This is a genomic window from Streptomyces sp. NPDC093094, assembly GCF_044754345.1.
Lineage (GTDB): Bacteria > Actinomycetota > Actinomycetes > Streptomycetales > Streptomycetaceae > Streptomyces.
Genome location: NZ_JBIVOX010000001.1, coordinates 305,468 through 322,636 on the forward strand (window position 1 = coordinate 305,468; position 17,169 = coordinate 322,636).

General features: G+C 68.9%; 12 protein-coding genes. 9 read left to right on the plus strand and 3 right to left on the minus strand.

What is annotated here, in order from left to right:
• Positions 1-157 precede the first annotated feature (157 nt).
• The 9 genes from ngcE (at position 158) to ACIQGV_RS01030 (ending at position 12,336) form a co-directional block, all read left to right on the plus strand.
• Positions 158-1,618 (plus strand): N-acetylglucosamine/diacetylchitobiose ABC transporter substrate-binding protein, encoded by a 1,461-nt coding sequence (gene ngcE, locus ACIQGV_RS00990; RefSeq protein ID WP_402488584.1) that lies wholly within the window; start codon positions 158-160, stop codon positions 1,616-1,618.
• A gap of 108 nt (positions 1,619-1,726) precedes the next feature.
• Positions 1,727-2,656, plus strand: a complete 930-nt coding sequence (locus ACIQGV_RS00995) for a carbohydrate ABC transporter permease (protein WP_402488586.1) — start codon at positions 1,727-1,729, stop codon at positions 2,654-2,656.
• A 20-nt stretch (positions 2,657-2,676) separates the two neighbouring features.
• The gene (locus tag ACIQGV_RS01000) at positions 2,677-3,621 is read left to right on the plus strand and encodes a carbohydrate ABC transporter permease (RefSeq protein ID WP_402488587.1); all 945 of its coding nucleotides are present in this window, start codon (positions 2,677-2,679) and stop codon (positions 3,619-3,621) included.
• A gap of 183 nt (positions 3,622-3,804) precedes the next feature.
• Complete coding sequence (locus ACIQGV_RS01005) at positions 3,805-5,004, plus strand: ROK family transcriptional regulator (protein ID WP_402489464.1); 1,200 nt, start codon at positions 3,805-3,807, stop codon at positions 5,002-5,004.
• A gap of 122 nt (positions 5,005-5,126) precedes the next feature.
• Positions 5,127-6,239, plus strand: a complete 1,113-nt coding sequence (locus ACIQGV_RS01010) for a sugar ABC transporter substrate-binding protein (protein WP_402488590.1) — start codon at positions 5,127-5,129, stop codon at positions 6,237-6,239.
• A gap of 193 nt (positions 6,240-6,432) precedes the next feature.
• Positions 6,433-7,224 (plus strand): ATP-binding cassette domain-containing protein, encoded by a 792-nt coding sequence (locus ACIQGV_RS01015; RefSeq protein ID WP_402488592.1) that lies wholly within the window; start codon positions 6,433-6,435, stop codon positions 7,222-7,224.
• The gene (locus tag ACIQGV_RS01020) at positions 7,221-8,516 is read left to right on the plus strand and encodes a sugar ABC transporter permease (protein WP_402488594.1); all 1,296 of its coding nucleotides are present in this window, start codon (positions 7,221-7,223) and stop codon (positions 8,514-8,516) included. The genes ACIQGV_RS01015 and ACIQGV_RS01020 overlap by 4 nt, the downstream gene beginning before the upstream one ends.
• A gap of 228 nt (positions 8,517-8,744) precedes the next feature.
• Positions 8,745-10,664 (plus strand): 1-deoxy-D-xylulose-5-phosphate synthase, encoded by a 1,920-nt coding sequence (gene dxs / locus ACIQGV_RS01025; protein WP_402488597.1) that lies wholly within the window; start codon positions 8,745-8,747, stop codon positions 10,662-10,664.
• Positions 10,665-10,812: 148 nt separating this feature from the next.
• Positions 10,813-12,336 (plus strand): amino acid permease, encoded by a 1,524-nt coding sequence (locus ACIQGV_RS01030; RefSeq protein ID WP_402488600.1) that lies wholly within the window; start codon positions 10,813-10,815, stop codon positions 12,334-12,336.
• Between the two features lie 123 nt (positions 12,337-12,459).
• Here the strand turns inward: ACIQGV_RS01030 and ACIQGV_RS01035 are convergent, their stop codons facing one another.
• From ACIQGV_RS01035 to ACIQGV_RS01045, 3 genes are all read right to left on the minus strand, one after another.
• On the minus strand, positions 12,460-12,834 hold the full coding sequence (locus ACIQGV_RS01035) for an NTP pyrophosphohydrolase (RefSeq protein WP_402488602.1): 375 nt from the start codon (positions 12,832-12,834) through the stop codon (positions 12,460-12,462).
• Positions 12,835-13,169: 335 nt separating this feature from the next.
• Positions 13,170-15,299 carry a 3-hydroxyacyl-CoA dehydrogenase NAD-binding domain-containing protein gene (locus tag ACIQGV_RS01040; RefSeq protein ID WP_402488605.1) on the minus strand — a complete coding sequence of 710 codons (2,130 nt, stop codon included), beginning with the start codon at positions 15,297-15,299 and terminating at the stop codon, positions 13,170-13,172.
• Complete coding sequence (locus ACIQGV_RS01045; protein WP_386575671.1) at positions 15,296-16,513, minus strand: thiolase family protein; 1,218 nt, start codon at positions 16,511-16,513, stop codon at positions 15,296-15,298. The genes ACIQGV_RS01040 and ACIQGV_RS01045 overlap by 4 nt, the downstream gene beginning before the upstream one ends.
• Positions 16,514-17,169 lie beyond the last annotated feature (656 nt).

The window sequence follows — 17,169 nt, forward strand, 5'->3', positions numbered from 1 at the left end:
TTGCTCCGTTGGCGGGAAGTGGACTATACCTGTCGGCGATCCCGGACCTTCACCATCAGTCCCGGAGCAGTTCGTGCACGACCCAGCTTGACCACACCGCGGTGCCGGCGAGGATCCGGTTCACCGCCTGAGTCCTGGAGAAGGCGAGGACTTGAGCATGGGATCCACTTCCGCCGAGAACAATGCTGCGAACAACCCCGGTACATCGGGTGTGGGCCGTCGTGATCTGATCAGGCGGTCCGCCGCGCTCGGCCTGGTCGCCGTGCCGTCGATGGGTTTCCTCTCCGCGTGCGCGAGCGGCGGCGGGGACGGGGACGCCGGTGAGGACACCAAGGGCAAGACGTCCAAGGACAACCCTTTCGGTGTGAAGAAGGGCAGCAAACTCGACGTCGTCATCTTCAAGGGCGGCTACGGCGACGACTACGCCAAGGCGTGGGAGGCGAGCTTCCAGAAGAAGTGGGGCGTCGCCTCCACCCACACCGGGACGCAGGAGATCACCGGAAAGCTCCAGCCGCGGTTCAACGGCGGCAACCCGCCGGACATCGTCGACAACTCCGGCGCGCAGAAGATCAAGATCGACGTCCTCCACAAGAACGGCCAGCTCCTCGACCTCGCCGAGGTCCTGGACGCCCCCTCGGTGGACGACCCGTCCAAGAAGGTCCGCGACACCCTCATCCCCGGCACGATCGACGCGGGCCTCCAGGAGGGCAAGGTCGTCGCCCTCAACTACATCTACACGGTGTGGGGTCTGTGGTACTCCGGCAAGCTCTTCAAGGAGAAGGGCTGGGAGGAGCCCAAGACCTGGGACGACTTCCTCGCCGTCTGCAAGGACGCCAAGTCCCAGGGCATCGGCGGCCTCGCACACCAGGGCAAGTACCCGTACTACATCAACGTCGCCATCATGGACCTGATCGCCAAGACCGGCGGGCTGGACGCCATGAAGGCGATCGACAACCTCGACCCCAAGGCGTTCGCCGGCTCCGACGCGGCGCTGGCGGCGGTCGAGGCGATCTACGAGGTCGTGGAGAAGGGCTACCTCATGCCCGGGACCAACGGCCTGACCCACACCGAGTCGCAGACCCGCTGGAACCAGTACAAGGCGGCCTTCATCACCTCCGGCTCCTGGCTGGAGAACGAGCAGCTGAAGCAGACGCCGGCCGACTTCGACATGAAGTTCCTGCCGATGCCGGTGCTGGCGGACAGCCAGATGCCGTTCGAGGCGATCCGGGCCGGATCCGGGGAGCCGTTCATCATCCCGTCCAAGGCCAGGAACCTGCCCGGGGCCAAGGAGTTCATGCGGATGATGCTGTCCAAGGAGTGGTCGACGACCTTCGCCAAGGAGGCGAACTCGCTGACCATCCTCAAGGACGGCGTGGACCCGAGCGTGCAGCTGCGGCCGGGTACGCAGTCGACGGTGGAGGCTTCCAAGGCCGCCGGTGACAACACCTTCCGGTTCCTGTACACCGAGTGGTACAGCGAGATGGACACGGCGATCCAGAACGCGTCGAACGAGCTGATGGCCAAGCGGATCCAGCCGAAGGAGTGGCTGAAGCGGGCGCAGGCGGCCGTCGACAAGGCCGCCAAGGACCCGGCGTCCAAGAACAACCGTCGGGAGTAGTTTTCCGGGTTTCGCCGCAGGGGTGCGGTGGACTGCGGAGTTCCGGTCGTCCGTGGCCGTTCGCGCAGTTCCCGCACCCCTTACGGGACGACAGGGGCAGGGAAATCAATGCGTAAAGGGCAGTATCGGTTCGTCGCGGGGTTTCTCTTCGCCCCGGTGGCGCTCTACGTGGTGTTTGTGATCTGGCCGTATCTCCAGACGATCGGTTACTCGCTGACCGACTGGAAGGGGCAGTCACAGACGTTCGAGTTCGTCGGCCTGGACAACTACAAGGAGTTGTTCGAGGACGACGTCTTCATGGGTGCCATCTGGCACAACATCCTGTTCCTGGTGTTCATCCCGGTGATCACCATCCTGCTCGCCCTGTTCTTCGCATTCATGCTGAACGCGGGCGGACGCAGCCGGGCCGGCGGGGTCTCCGGAGTCGCCGGATCGAAGTTCTACAAGGTCGTCTACTTCTTTCCCCAGGTGCTGTCCCTCGCCATTCTCGCGGTGCTGTTCGGCGCCGTGTACCGCAGTGACGGCGGCGGCATGCTGAACGGCCTGCTGATGAAAACGGGCCTGGTCGACGAGAGCAGTCCGGTGGAATGGCTCAACGAGCCGGACATGGTCCTGTGGATGCTGATGCTGGTCGTCGTGTGGCACGGCGTCGGCTTCTATCTGGTGCTGTTCTCCGCGGCCATGCAGTCCGTCCCGAGGGACATCTACGAGGCCGCCCTGATCGACGGCGCCGGCCGCGCCCAGTCGTTCTTCCGCATCACGCTGCCGCTGCTGTGGGACTCGGTGCAGACCGCCTGGGTCTACCTCGGCATCGCGGCGATGGACATGTTCATCCTGGTGTCCACCATGACGGCCGGTGAGTTCGGCGGCGGCCCCGACCACCACAGCGAGGTCATGGCGACCGTGATGATGCGCAACTTCCTCATCTACGGCAAGAGCGGCTACGCCTGCGCCATGGGTGTGGTCATGCTGCTGCTCACCCTGATCCTGTCCGTGGTCATGCTGCGCGCCACCCGCCGTGAGCGCATCGAGTTCTGAGCGGGAGAGAGACGACCGACATGAGCGCACCCATCGACGACACCGGCGCCCCCGTCAAGGAGAGCGCGGCCGTGCCGGCCCAGCGTTCCGTGGACAAGGGCCCCGCGGCACCCGCCGCCCCCCGCGGCGAGGGCGTCGTGCTGAACGTGTTCTCGCACGGCTTCCTCGCCGTGTGGGCCCTGCTGATCGTGCTGCCGCTGCTGTGGCTGGTGCTCAGCTCCTTCAAGACCGACGCCCAGATCGGCGGCTCGGCCTTCGGCTGGCCGCAGAACTGGAGCCTGGACGTGTTCGCGCGCGCCTGGGACAAGGGCATCGGCGACTACTTCCTGAACACGCTCGTGGTGCTGGTCTTCTCGGTGCCGCTGACGATGCTGTTCGGCTCCATGGCCGCGTACGTGCTGGCCCGGTACCGCTTCTGGGGCAACCGGTTCCTGTACTACTTCTTCGTCGCGGGCGCGATGTTCCCGGTGTTCCTGGCGCTGGTGCCGCTGTTCTTCATGGTCAAGCGGCTGGACATGCTGAACACCTACCAGGGCCTGATCCTGGTGTACGTCGCCTACTCGATGCCGTTCACCGTGTTCTTCATGCACGCCTTCTTCCGGACCCTGCCGACCGCGGTCTTCGAGGCGGCGGTCCTGGACGGGGCCTCGCACACGCGGACCTTCTTCCAGGTGATGCTCCCGATGGCGAAGCCGGGCCTGATCAGCGTGGGGATCTTCAACACGCTGGGGCAGTGGAACCAGTTCATCCTGCCCACGGTCCTGATGCAGCCGCAGAGCGGTGACGACCCCGAGCGCTATGTGCTCACCCAGGGACTGATCCAGCTCCAGCAGCAGCAGGGCTACGCCACCGACCTCCCGGTGCTCTTCGCGGGGGTGAGCATCGCGATGATCCCCATGCTCGTCGTGTACCTGTCGTTCCAGCGCCAGGTGCAGGCCGGACTCACCTCCGCGACCTTGAAGTAACCCAGAGCACACAGGTGAACGCACGCCGCTTCCGTCACAGGAAGCGGCGTGCTCCGCTGTGTCCATGCTCGCGGAAAGCGTTCAACCTCTTGACGGATGGCAACCCGAACAGCTCAGCTTAGAGTTCACTAGTTGGACATGAACGGGGCCTCGTCGATGCGGTCCCGCGCGCAGGAGGTCGTCGTGGAGACTCCGGGGTCGCAGTCGTCGCTGCACCGAGCCAACCTGGAGAGGGTGGTCCGCGCCGTACGGCTTGCGGGATCCCTCACGCAGGCGGAGATCGCGAGGACCACGGGGTTGTCCGCGGCGACGGTCTCCAACATCGTGCGCGAGCTCAAGGACGGCGGAACGGTCGAGGTCACCCCCACCTCGGCGGGCGGCCGCAGGGCCCGCAGCGTCAGTCTGAGCGGTGACGCCGGCATCGTCATAGGGGTCGACTTCGGCCATACCCATCTGCGCGTCGCCATCGGCAACCTGGCCCATCAGGTGCTGGCCGAGGAGTCCGAGCCGCTGGATGTGGACGCCTCCGCCGCGCAGGGCTTCGACCGGGCGGAAGAGCTGGTCAGCAGGCTGATCGTGGTCACCGGCGTGGACCGCTCCAAGATCGCCGGAGTGGGTCTGGGCGTGCCCGGTCCGATCGACGTGGAGTCCGGCACCCTGGGGTCGACCGCGATCCTGCCCGGCTGGACCGGGACACGCCCGGCCGAAGAGCTGCGCGGCCGTCTGGGCGTGCCGGTGCACGTGGACAACGACGCCAACCTGGGAGCCCTGGGAGAGCTGGTCTGGGGCGCCGGGAAGGGCGTGCGGGACCTGGCCTACATCAAGGTCTCCAGCGGTGTCGGGGCCGGTCTGGTGATCGACGGGAAGATCTATCGCGGGCCTGGCGGCACCGCAGGAGAAATCGGACATATTACACTCGATGAATCCGGACCGGTCTGCCGCTGCGGGAATCGCGGCTGCCTGGAGACCTTCGCGGCGGCACGCTATGTGCTGCCGCTCCTCCAGCCCAGTCACGGGCCCGATCTGACCATGGAAGACGTGGTCAGGCTGGCCAGGGACGGAGATCCGGGCTGCCGTCGGGTGATCGCCGACGTCGGCCGACATATCGGCAGTGGAGTGGCCAATCTCTGCAATCTGCTGAACCCGAGCAGGGTGGTCCTCGGCGGTGATCTCGCCGAGGCCGGTGAGCTCGTGCTCGGGCCGATCAGGGAGTCCGTCGGCCGCTACGCCATCCCCAGCGCGGCGCGCCAACTGTCCGTTCTCCCCGGGGCACTTGGAGGCCGTGCTGAGGTGCTCGGAGCGCTCGCTCTCGCACTGAGCGAGATGGGCGATTCGACCCTTTTGGACGGCACGCTGCCGTCGGCGGCGCCTGCCTTCACTTAGAGAACGGATGGCACCGTTGCCATCTCGTTAAGGATTTACTTCTTGACGTCGCACGTGTGGCCGAGTTGACTTCCAGCCACCTCGGCCGCAACGACGCGGCCTCGTCAGGGAGGTTTCTGAAAGTGAACGCACATCTGCGTCGTGCAGCCGTGGCCATCGCCGCCAGCGCAATGGCCGTTTCCCTCGCCGCCTGTGGCAGCGCGGACGAAGCGGACGGTGGCAGCTCCACCCAGTCGGCCGCCGCCAAGGGCGACGACATCAAGGTCGGCATTCTCCTTCCGGAGAACCAGACCGCTCGCTACGAGAAGTTCGACCGCCCGCTGATCGAGAAGAAGATCAAGGAGCTGACGAACGGCAAGGCGACGATCGACTACAACAACGCCAAGCAGGACGCGAACCTGCAGGCGCAGCAGGTCGACACCATGATCACCAACAAGGTGGACGTCCTCATCCTGGACGCCGTCGACGCCAAGGCGATCAAGAACTCGGTCCAGAAGGCCGTGGACGCCGGCATCAAGGTCGTGGCCTACGACCGCCTCGCCGAGGGCCCGATCAGCGCCTACACCTCGTTCGACAACGTCCAGGTCGGCAAGACCCAGGGCGAGGCGCTTCTCGCGGAGCTGGGCGACAAGGCCAAGAGCGGCCAGATCGTCATGATGAACGGCTCCGTCACCGACCCGAACGCCGCCAAGTTCAAGGAGGGCGCCCACAGCGTCCTCGACGGCAAGGTGAAGATCGGCAAGGAGTACGACACCAAGGAGTGGAAGCCGGAGAACGCCAACGCCAACATGGAGGCGGCGATCTCGGCGCTCGGCAAGGACAAGATCGTCGGCGTCTACTCCGCCAACGACGGCATGGCGGGCGGCATCATCACCGCCCTGAACGCGGCCGGCATCGGCGGCATCCCGGTCACCGGCCAGGACGCCGAGCTCGCGGCCGTGCAGCGCATCGTCGCCGGTGAGCAGTTCATGAGCGTCTACAAGCCGTACGCCCCCGAGGCCGAGGCCGCCGCGGCGATGGCCGTCGCGCTCGCCAAGGGCGAGGACCTGGGCGCCGTCGCCAAGGACAAGGTCTCCAGCGACAGCGCCAAGGACGTCCCGTCCGTTCTGGTTCCCGTCACCTCGCTGACCCAGGACAACGTCAACGACACCGTCATCAAGGACGGCGTCTACACCGCCGCCGAGATCTGCACGGGCAAGTACCAGGCTGCCTGCGCCAAGGCCGGCATCAAGTAACACCCCCCGAGGCGCGGCCGCGGGTCCCTCACAGGTACGGGAATCCCAACCCAGGATTCCCGTACGGGACTGCCGCCCTCCAAGGCTCCCTCCGGCGCCCCGCTCATACACAGCCCCGCAAGCTCGTGCGGGGCGCCGGACGGGAAACTCCCCCAATCTGCACAACCTTCCGCCGGGTCAGGCGGCGAAGGAGATGGTTCACGTGTCCGCTACGCCTGTGCTGGCGTTGCGCGGGGTCTCCAAGCGATTCGGTGCCGTCCAGGCGCTCACCGATGTAGAGCTTGAGGTCCACGCCGGTGAGGTGGTCGCCCTGGTGGGCGACAACGGCGCCGGAAAGTCCACGCTGGTCAAGACGATCGCCGGCGTGCATCCCATCGATGAGGGCGTCATCGAGTGGGAGGGCAAGTCCGTCACGATCAACAAGCCGCACGACGCCCAGGCCCTGGGCGTTGCGACGGTCTACCAGGACCTCGCGCTGTGCGACAACATCGACGTCGTCGGCAACCTCTTCCTCGGCCGCGAGCTGAAGAAGCGCGGTGTGCTGGACGAGGTCGAGATGGAGCGACGCTCCCTCGAACTGCTGAAGACGCTGTCCATCCGCATCCCCAGCGTGCGTATCCCGATCGCCTCGCTCTCCGGCGGTCAGCGCCAGGTCGTGGCCATCGCGCGTTCCATGCTCGGCGCGCCCAAGCTGGTCATCCTCGACGAGCCCACCGCGGCCCTCGGCGTGGAGCAGACCGCCCAGGTCCTCGACCTGGTCGAGCGGCTGCGCGAGCGCGGCCACGCGGTCGTCCTCATCAGCCACAACATGGCCGACGTCAAGGCTGTCGCCGACAAGGTGGCGGTGCTGCGTCTGGGCCGCAACAACGGTGTCTTCGAGGTCAAGACGACCTCGCAGGAGGAGATCATCTCCGCCATCACCGGCGCCACCGACAACGCCGTGACCCGCCGTGCGGCGCGCACGACCGGGGAGGTTTCCAAGTGAGCATCGACAAGACTTCCGCGGAAGCGTCCCAGAGCGAGGTCGTGGAGAACCCGGAGGCGGCCGCCGGCTCGGACGTGGCCGTCGACCCCCGCCTGCTGGTGCAGGAGCAGGGTCTGGCCGGCTACATCGGCGAGTTCAAGCGCAAGATCAAGGCCGGTGAACTGGGCTCCCTGCCCGTCATCCTCGGTCTGATCGTCATCTGCATCGTCTTCCAGAGCCTGAACTCGGCGTTCCTCTCCGCCGAGAACCTCAGCAACATCACCATCACGATGGTCGGCACCGGCATGATCTCGGTCGGCATCGTGTTCGTGCTGCTGCTCGGCGAGATCGACCTCTCGGTCGGCTCGGTCAGCGGCGCGGCCAGCGCCATCGCGGCCGTCCTGGCGGTGAACCAGGGCTGGCCCGAGTGGCTCGCGGTGCTGTTCGCCATCGCCGCGGGCGCGGCCATCGGCGCGGTGCACGGGTTCTTCTTCGCCATCCTCGGCGCGCCGGCGTTCGCCGTCACCCTGGCCGGTCTGCTCTTCTGGCTCGGCTTCATGCTCCAGACGCTGGGCGAGAACGGCACGATCAACCTCGACAGCGACGGCCTCATCGGCAAGCTCACCACGTACTACTTCAGCGACGTCGCCGCCGCGTACGGCCTGGCGGCCTTCGTGACGGGCGTGTTCTTCCTCACCTCGTTCCTCGGCAACCGCCGGCGCGAGGCGGCGGGGATCCCGTTCCGGCCGCTGAGCGACACGCTGCTGCGCACCGGTCTGCTGGCCGTGGTCGCCTTCGCCTCCGCGGCCATGTACAACTCGTACAAGGGCCTGCCGCTGGCCACCGTGATCTTCCTGGCGTTCCTGGTCGCGACGGACTTCCTGCTGCGCCGCACCGCGTACGGCCGCAAGGTCTTCGCGCTCGGTGGCAGCGTCGAGGCGTCGCGCCGTGCGGGCATCAGCGTCCCGTTCGTGCGGATCTCCGTGTTCGCCATCTCCGGCGGCTTCGCGGCGATCGGCGGTCTGTTCCTGGCGTCGAAGATCGCTTCGGCCAACCAGAGCGCCGGTACCGGTGACCTGCTGATGAACGCGATCGCCGCCGCCGTGATCGGTGGTACCTCGCTCTTCGGCGGCCGTGGCCGCACGTGGAACGCGCTGCTCGGTGTGCTGGTGATCGTGTCGATCCAGTACGGTCTCCAGCTGGAGTCCATCGCCGAGCCGGTGAAGTACATGATCACCGCCGGTGTTCTGCTCACCACCGTGGTCATCGACTCCATCACCCGCAAGACCCAGAAGACAGCGGGCCGGGCGTAGGGCCCACAGCCTGCCGCCTGTCGCCCCAGGGGCGCGGGTGGGCCGGGCGGCCGCCGGGTAGTCTCCCGGCCGGCCGCGCGGTCCCCCGCGCCCCTGGGCGCGTTCTCCCCGAAGATGCGTTCATGGACAGAGCCGATTGTGTGATCCGGGCACCGGCCCGGGAACCCTTCGCTCCGGCGGAACATTAGACTCGACGAGCCCGGCAACAGCTACTGCAAGGAGGCACGGGTGCCGCTGCTGACCCGCATCAGGGGACCGCGCGATCTGGACCGGCTCAGCCTGGAGCAGCTGGACCAGCTGGCAGAGGAGATCCGGACCTTCCTCGTGGACGCGGTGTCCAAGACCGGCGGCCACCTCGGCCCCAACCTCGGCGTGGTGGAGCTGACCATCGCCCTGCACCGCGTCTTCGACTCGCCACGGGACAAGGTCCTGTGGGACACCGGCCACCAGTCCTACGTGCACAAGCTGCTCACCGGCCGGCGGGACTTCTCCCGGCTGAAGATGAAGGGCGGCCTGTCCGGCTACCCCTCGCAGGCGGAGTCCGAGCACGACGTCATCGAGAACAGCCACGCCTCCACGGTGCTGGGCTGGGCCGACGGCATCGCCAAGGGCAACGAGCTGCTCAAGCGCGACAGCCATGTCGTCGCCGTCATCGGCGACGGGGCACTGACCGGCGGCATGGCCTGGGAGGCGCTGAACAACATCGCCGACGCCAAGGACCGCCCGCTGGTGATCGTCGTCAACGACAACGAGCGCTCCTACGCCCCCACCATCGGCGGCCTCGCCAACCATCTGGCGACCCTGCGCACCACCGACGGCTACGAGCGCTTCCTGGCCCGCACCAAGGACCTCCTGGAGCGCACCCCGGTCCTCGGCAAGCCGCTCTTCGACACCCTGCACGGCGCCAAGAAGGGCCTGAAGGACTTCATCGCCCCGCAGGGCATGTTCGAGGACCTCGGCCTGAAGTACGTCGGCCCGATCGACGGCCACGACATCGAGGCCCTGGAGTCCGCCCTCGCGCGGGCCAAGCGGTTCGGCGGACCCGTCATCGTGCACTGCCTCACCGAGAAGGGCCGCGGCTACCAGCCCGCCCTCCAGGACGAGGCCGACCGCTTCCACGCCGTCGGCAAGATCCATCCCGACACGGGCCTGCCCATCGCCAGCTCCGGCGCCGACTGGACCTCCGTCTTCGGCGACGAGATGGTCAAGCTGGGCGAGGAGCGCGAGGACATCGTCGCCATCACGGCCGCGATGCTCCAGCCGGTCGGCCTCGACCGCTTCGCCAAGCGCTTCCCCGAGCGGGTCTACGACGTCGGCATCGCCGAGCAGCACGGCGCCGTGTCGGCGGCGGGCCTCGCCCACGCGGGCGTGCACCCCGTCTTCGCCGTGTACGCCACCTTCCTCAACCGCGCCTTCGACCAGGTCCTGATGGACGTGGCCCTGCACAAGTGCGGCGTCACCTTCGTGCTGGACCGCGCCGGGGTCACCGGCACCGACGGCGCCTCCCACAACGGCATGTGGGACATGTCGATCCTCCAGGTCGTCCCCGGCCTCAGGCTCGCCGCCCCGCGCGACGCCGACCAGGTGCGCGCCCAGCTCCGCGAGGCCGTCGAGGTCGAGGACGCGCCGACCGTGGTGCGCTTCTCCAAGGGCGCCGTCGGCCCCGCCGTGCCGGCCGTGCGCCGGGTCGGCGGCATGGACGTGCTGCGCGAGCCGGGCACCGACACGCCGGACGTGCTGCTGGTGTCCGTGGGCGCGCTGGCCCCGATGTGCCTGGAGATCGCCGGTCTGCTCGACCGGCAGGGCATCACCACCACGGTCGTCGACCCGCGCTGGGTCAAGCCCGTCGACGAGGCCATGGCCCCGCTCGCCGAGCAGCACCGTGTGGTCGTCACCGTCGAGGACAACTCCCGCGTCGGCGGTGTCGGCTCGGCGATCGCCCAGGCCCTGCGCGACGCGGGCGTGGACGTCCCGCTGCGTGACTTCGGCATCCCGCCGCGCTTCCTCGACCACGCCTCCCGCGCCGAGGTCATGGCCGAGATCGGGCTGACCGCGCCCGACATCGCCCGCCAGGTGACCGGACTGGTCGCCAAGCTGGACGGCCGGTTCGACCGCGCCGCCGAGGAGATCGAAGCCGCTCGCGACTGACGGCCGAGTTGTATGCACCCGTATGGGCTGGTTTCGCTACTGTGAGAGTGGTGGAACCGGCCCATTCGCGTGAAAGCGCTCGTGCCGGGGCATACGGAGTTCACCCCCTCTCGATCATGTCGAGGACGACAAGTGGGAGGTCAAACCCGTGAGCAGTTCCCTCTTCCGGACGAAGAAGGTCGAGCAGTCCATCCTCGACACCGAGGAACCCGAGCACGCCCTCAAGAAGTCCCTGTCGGCCCTGGACCTGACCGTCTTCGGCGTCGGCGTGATCATCGGCACCGGCATCTTCGTGCTCACCGGCACGGTGGCCAAGAACAACGCGGGCCCCGCGGTGGCCCTGTCGTTCGTCGCCGCCGGTGTGGTCTGCGCGCTCGCCGCGCTCTGCTATGCCGAGTTCGCCTCGACCGTCCCGGTCGCCGGCTCCGCGTACACCTTCTCGTACGCCTCCCTCGGCGAGCTGCCCGCCTGGATCATCGGCTGGGACCTCGTCCTGGAGTTCGCGCTCGGCACGGCGGTGGTGGCCGTCGGCTGGTCCGGATACCTCGCCTCGCTGATGGACAACGCGGGCTGGCATCTGCCGGACGCGCTCGGCACCCGTGACGGTGCCGAAGGGTTCGGCTTCGACATCCTCGCCGCCGCGCTGGTGCTGCTCCTCACCGCCATCCTGGTCGTCGGCACCAAGCTCTCCGCGCGGGTCACGTCGGTCGTCGTCGCCATCAAGGTGACGGTCGTCCTCACCGTGATCATCGCGGGCGCGTTCTTCATCGAGAGCAAGAACTACGACCCGTTCGTCCCCAAGGCGCAGGAGGTGCCGGCCGGCGACAGTCTCCAGTCCCCGCTGATCCAGTTGATGTTCGGCTGGGCGCCGTCCAACTTCGGCGTGATGGGCATCTTCACCGCCGCGTCCGTCGTCTTCTTCGCCTTCATCGGCTTCGACGTCGTCGCCACGGCCGCCGAGGAGACCCGCAACCCCCAGCGGGACATGCCGCGGGGCATCATCGGCTCCCTGGTGATCTGCACGACCCTGTACGTCGCTGTGTCGATCGTCGTGACCGGCATGCAGCACTACACCGACCTGTCCATCACGGCCCCGCTCGCCGACGCCTTCAAGGCCACCGGGCATCCCTGGTTCGCGGGCTTCATCAGCTTCGGCGCCGCCGTCGGCCTGACCACGGTCTGCATGATCCTGCTGCTGGGCCAGACCCGGGTGTTCTTCGCGATGAGCCGTGACGGACTGCTGCCGCGGTTCTTCTCCCGCGTCCACCCGCGCTTCAAGACCCCGCACCGGCCGACGATCCTGCTCGGTGTGCTCATCGCGATCCTCGCCGGATTCACCCCGCTCAGCGAACTCGCCGAGCTGGTGAACATCGGCACCCTGTTCGCCTTCATCGTCGTCGCCATCGGCGTGATCATCCTGCGCCGCACCCGCCCCGACCTGCATCGCGCCTTCCGCACCCCCTGGGTCCCGTTCATCCCGATCCTGTCGGTCTGCGCGTCCCTCTGGCTGATGCTCAACCTCCCCGCCGAGACCTGGCTCCGTTTCGCGGGCTGGATGATCGTCGGCTCCGTCGTCTACTTCCTCTACGGCCGCAAGCACAGCCGCCTGGGCCGCCACGAGGAGACGGTCCTGGACGGGACGGTCAGGGGGCCGAGGGGCGAGGACGGCTGACACGCCGGCGCGGGAGCGGCCCCGGGGCAGGGCCCCGCACGGCAGCCGGCCCGGGCACCGGAGCGGCGCGTGCGGTTCCCGCCCCCGCGCACCCCGGGCCCCGGCGCGGCGGCGGAACGGCGCTCAGCCCTCGCCGCCCCGTACGGCACGCGGCCCGGTCACCGAGGCGCCCAGGCCGCCCACCCGGCGGCGCAGTTCCCGGTCCGCCGTGACGACCAGGCAGGCACGTCCGGGGGCGGCCGCGACGAGGGAGACCATCAGGTCGTCCCCGCTGCCGGGGGCGGACTCCACCCGGACGCCCGGCACGGAGGTGACGCCCCGCGCCGCCCCCTCCACCACCAGCACGATCTCGACGGGCTCCTGACGCCCCGGCAGCCCGTCGGCCGCCAGCCGGTCCCGCAGCCGCTCCGCGGCCCCGCGCCGGTCCCGCCACCAGCCGTCCGGCACCGACCCGACGACGTTCGCGGCATCGACGATCACCAGCAGCGGGGCATCCATGACCTCAGGGTGCCACGGCCCCTGACGAGGGCGGTCGCCACGGCAGCCCCTGAAGCGGCCTCGTGCCGGTGGTCCGCACCGTGAGCGGTGACCGGTCGTCCGGGGCGGGGACAGCCGCCTCGGCCTCCGTCCGCCCGCCGAGGACGGGATCCTGCGCCGGGCCGAGCGCCTCCCCGGCTGCCCCTGGGTACCGGGCGCTCTGCGGGGACTCCTGGCCCCGGAGCGGGAGCTCCTGGCCCCGGAGCGGGAGCTCCTGGCCCGGCGGGAGGTCCGGGCCCGGAAACGCCGGTGCCCGGCACATCCGCCGATGTGCCGGGCACCGTACGCGTACGGGGTTACGCCGGAACCGACGCCACGCCCTGCTCCAGGAACCGCTTGCCGTTCACCCGCTCGGAGACACCCTCACGGTCCAGGTACGGCGTGATGCCGCCCAGGTGGAAGGGCCAGCCGGCACCGGTGATCAGGCAGAGGTCGATGTCCTGGGCCTCGGCGACGACACCCTCGTCGAGCATGAGCCCGATCTCCTGGGCCACCGCGTCGAGCACCCGGTCGCGCACCTGCTCCTCGGTCAGGACGACATCGCCCTGCTTCAGCAGCGCGGCGACCTCGGGGTCCAGCTCCGGCTTGCCGGAGTCGTAGACGTAGAAGCCGCGCTTGCCCGCCTCGACGACCGCCTTGAGGTTCGGGGAGACCGTGAAGCGCTCGGGGAAGGCCCGGTTGAGGGTCTCCGAGACGTGCAGGCCGATCGCGGGACCGACCAGCTCCAGCAGCACCAGCGGCGACATCGGCAGACCGAGGGGCTCGACGCCCTTCTCGGCGACGGCGACCGGGGTGCCCTCGTCGATGACGTTCTGGATCTCACCCATGAAGCGGGTCAGGATGCGGTTCACGACGAACGCCGGGGCGTCCTTCGTCAGCACCGCGGTCTTCTTCAGCTTCTTGGCGACGCCGAAGGCCGTGGCCAGGGAGGCGTCGTCGGTCTGCTCGCCGCGGACGATCTCCAGCAGCGGGAGGATCGCGACCGGGTTGAAGAAGTGGAAGCCGACCACGCGCTCCGGGTGCCGGAGCTTGGAGGCCATCTCCGACACCGACAGCGAGGAGGTGTTGGTGGCGAGGATCGCGTGTGCCGGGGCGACCGCCTCGACCTCCGCGAACACCTTCTGCTTGACCGTCATCTCCTCGAACACGGCTTCGATGATGAAGTCCGCGTCCGCGAAGCCCTCGGCCTTGTCCAGGACACCGCTGACCAGGGCCTTCAGGCGGTTGGCCTTGTCCTGGTTGATACGGCCCTTGCCGAGCAGCTTGTCGATCTCGGCGTGGACGTAGCCCACACCCTTGTCGACGCGCTCCTGGTCGATGTCGGTCAGCACGACCGGCACCTCCAGGCGGCGCAGGAACAGCAGCGCGAGCTGGGAGGCCATCAGACCGGCGCCGACGACGCCGACCTTGGTGACCGGGCGTGCCAGGTTCTTGTCCGGGGCACCGGCAGGGCGCTTGCCGCGCTTCTGCACCAGGTTGAAGGCGTAGATGCCGGAGCGCAGCTCGCCGCCCATGATCAGGTCGGCGAGGGCGACGTCCTCGGCGTCGAAGCCCTTCTGCAGGTCGCCGTCCTTGGACGCCTCGATGATGTCGAGGGCGCGGTAGGCGGCCGGGGCGGCACCGTGCACCTTGGAGTCCGCGATGAAGCGGCCCTTGGCGACGGCCTGGTCCCAGGCTTCGCCGCGGTCGATCGCGGGACGCTCGACCTTGACGTCGCCCTTGAGCACCTGGGCCGTCCAGAGCAGCGACTGCTCCAGGAAGTCGGCACCCTCGAACAGGGCGTCGGCGATGCCCAGCTCGAAGACCTGCTTGCCCTTGAGCTGCTTGTTCTGGTTGAGGCTGTTCTCGATGATCACCGAGACGGCCTTCTCGGCACCGATCAGGTTCGGCAGGATCGTGCAGCCGCCCCAGCCCGGGACCAGACCGAGGAACACCTCGGGCAGGGAGAAGGCCGGCAGGGCCTTCGACACGGTCCGGTAGGTGCAGTGCAGACCGACCTCGACGCCGCCGCCCATGGCCGCGCCGTTGTAGTACGCGAAGGTCGGGACCGCGAGGCCCGCGAGGCGCTTGAAGACCTCGTGGCCGCCCTTGCCGATGGCCAGCGCGTCCTCGTGCTTCTTCAGCAGCTCGACGCCCTTGAGGTCGGCGCCGACCGCGAAGATGAACGGCTTGCCGGTGATGCCCGCGCCCACGATGGAGCCGGCGGTGGCCTCCTGCTCGACCTGGTCGATGGCGGCGCCCAGGTTCGCCAGCGACTGCGGGCCGAAGGTGGTCGGCTTGGTGTGGTCGAAGCCGTTGTCCAGCGTGATCAGGGCGAAGCGCCCGGCGCCGTACGGCAGGTCGAGGTGGCGGACGTGCGCGGACGTCACGACCTCGTCGGGGAACAGCTCGGCCGCACCCTTCAGAAGCTCAGCGGTGGTGCTCACTTGTCCCCCTCGAAGTGCGGGTTCTCCCAGATGACGGTCGCGCCCATGCCGAAGCCGACGCACATGGTGTTCAGGCCGTAGCGGACGTGCGGCTGCTCCTCGAACTGACGGGCCAGCTGCGTCATCAGACGGACACCGGAGGAGGCCAGCGGGTGGCCGTAGGCGATGGCGCCGCCGTACTGGTTCACACGGGCGTCGTCGTCGGCGATGCCGTAGTGCTCCAGGAAGGCGAGCACCTGGACCGCGAACGCCTCGTTGATCTCGAAGAGACCGATGTCGGAGATGGACAGACCCGCCTGGGCGAGGGCCTTCTCCGTGGCCGGGATCGGGCCGTAGCCCATGACCTCGGGCTCCACGCCCGCGAAGGCGTAGGAGACCAGGCGCATCTTGACCGGCAGGTTGTTCTCGCGGGCGAAGTCCTCGCTCGCGATGATCGAGGCCGTGGCGCCGTCGTTCAGGCCGGCCGCGTTGCCCGCGGTGACCCGGCCGTGGACGCGGAACGGCGTCTTGAGGCCCTGGAGGTTCTCCAGGGTCGTGCCCGGGCGCATCGGCTCGTCGGCCGTGACCAGGCCCCAGCCGGTCTCGCCGGCCTCGGGGTTGGTGCGGCGCACCGAGATCGGCACCAGGTCCTGCTGGATCTTGCCGTCGGCGTACGCCTTGGCGGCCTTCTCCTGCGAGCGCACGGCGTACTCGTCGGCACGCCGCTTGGTGATGGTCGGGTAGCGGTCGTGCAGGTTCTCCGCGGTCATGCCCATGAACAGGGCGGACTCGTCGACGAGCTTCTCCGACACGAAGCGCGGGTTCGGGTCGACGCCCTCACCCATGGGGTGACGGCCCATGTGCTCGACGCCACCGGCGATGACGGCGTCGTAGGCGCCGAAGGCGATGGAACCGGCCGTCGTGGTCACGGCGGTCAGGGCGCCGGCACACATACGGTCGATGGAGTAACCCGGTACGGACTGCGGCAGACCCGCCAGGATGCCCGCCGTGCGGCCCAGGGTCAGGCCCTGGTCGCCGATCTGGGTGGTCGCGGCGATGGCGACCTCGTCGATCTTCTTGGGGTCCAGGCCGGGGTTGCGGCGCAGCAGCTCCCGGATCGCCTTCACGACCAGGTCGTCGGCCCGGGTCTCGTGGTAGATGCCCTTCGGGCCCGCCTTGCCGAACGGGGTGCGGACGCCGTCGACGAAAACGACGTCCCTGACGGTACGAGGCACGATGGCTCTCCTCCAGGGTGCGGGATGGCACTGCTGCGGCACGCATGCACTGAGCGCGCGCTCAGACACATGCTACTTACGAGTAACGTAGCTGCACACCCCTGACGCCCGGAGCGGCGAAGGTCACATCGGGAACGGGGCGGCCGAGAGGCCGGGAACTCACCCGGACGGCGGAGGCGCCGCGGCCCCGGAGCGCCGGCAGGGGGAGCCTGCGGAGGCACCGGCAGGGGCGGGGCAGGGGCGCCGGAGGCGATCCCCTCCTCCTCCCGGGATCTCCCCGGACCCCGGCACATCATGGCCCGTCGTGGATCGTGCCGGCCGTATCGGCAGGCCCGGCCGCGAGTCGTCCCGCGCCGGCAGTGACACGCCCCGGCACCGGCATCCCGGTCTCCGTGGCCGCCGACGGCCCCGCCGCCCTGATGCCGTTGCCGTACGTGATCGCCGGGGCCGCTCGCCGCGCGGGACCGTGGACGGGGCCGTGCCGCCCGTGCCCTCCTTCCCGGAGCGGCCGGTCGTCACCCGGCATGCCACGGCCGATCCGGCGCCCGCACCGCCGCGTCGAGCGTGGTCGTGCACGGTGCGGCGCGGTGTGCCGAGGGCGCCGGCGCCCTCACCGTCCGCCGGGGGAGTGTCCTTGCCGTCACCGGGGCCGGCCG

What these genes read in the sequence shown, in the direction of transcription:
- ACIQGV_RS01035 (WP_402488602.1), bottom strand. Translation starts at nt 12,834, where the DNA reads ATGGATGCCCCGCTGCTGGTGATCGTCGATGCCGCGAACGTCGTCGGG.
- ngcE (WP_402488584.1), top strand. Translation starts at nt 158, where the DNA reads ATGGGATCCACTTCCGCCGAGAACAATGCTGCGAACAACCCCGGTACA.
- ACIQGV_RS01015 (WP_402488592.1), top strand. Translation starts at nt 6,433, where the DNA reads ATGGTTCACGTGTCCGCTACGCCTGTGCTGGCGTTGCGCGGGGTCTCC.
- ACIQGV_RS00995 (WP_402488586.1), top strand. Translation starts at nt 1,727, where the DNA reads ATGCGTAAAGGGCAGTATCGGTTCGTCGCGGGGTTTCTCTTCGCCCCG.
- ACIQGV_RS01000 (WP_402488587.1), top strand. Translation starts at nt 2,677, where the DNA reads ATGAGCGCACCCATCGACGACACCGGCGCCCCCGTCAAGGAGAGCGCG.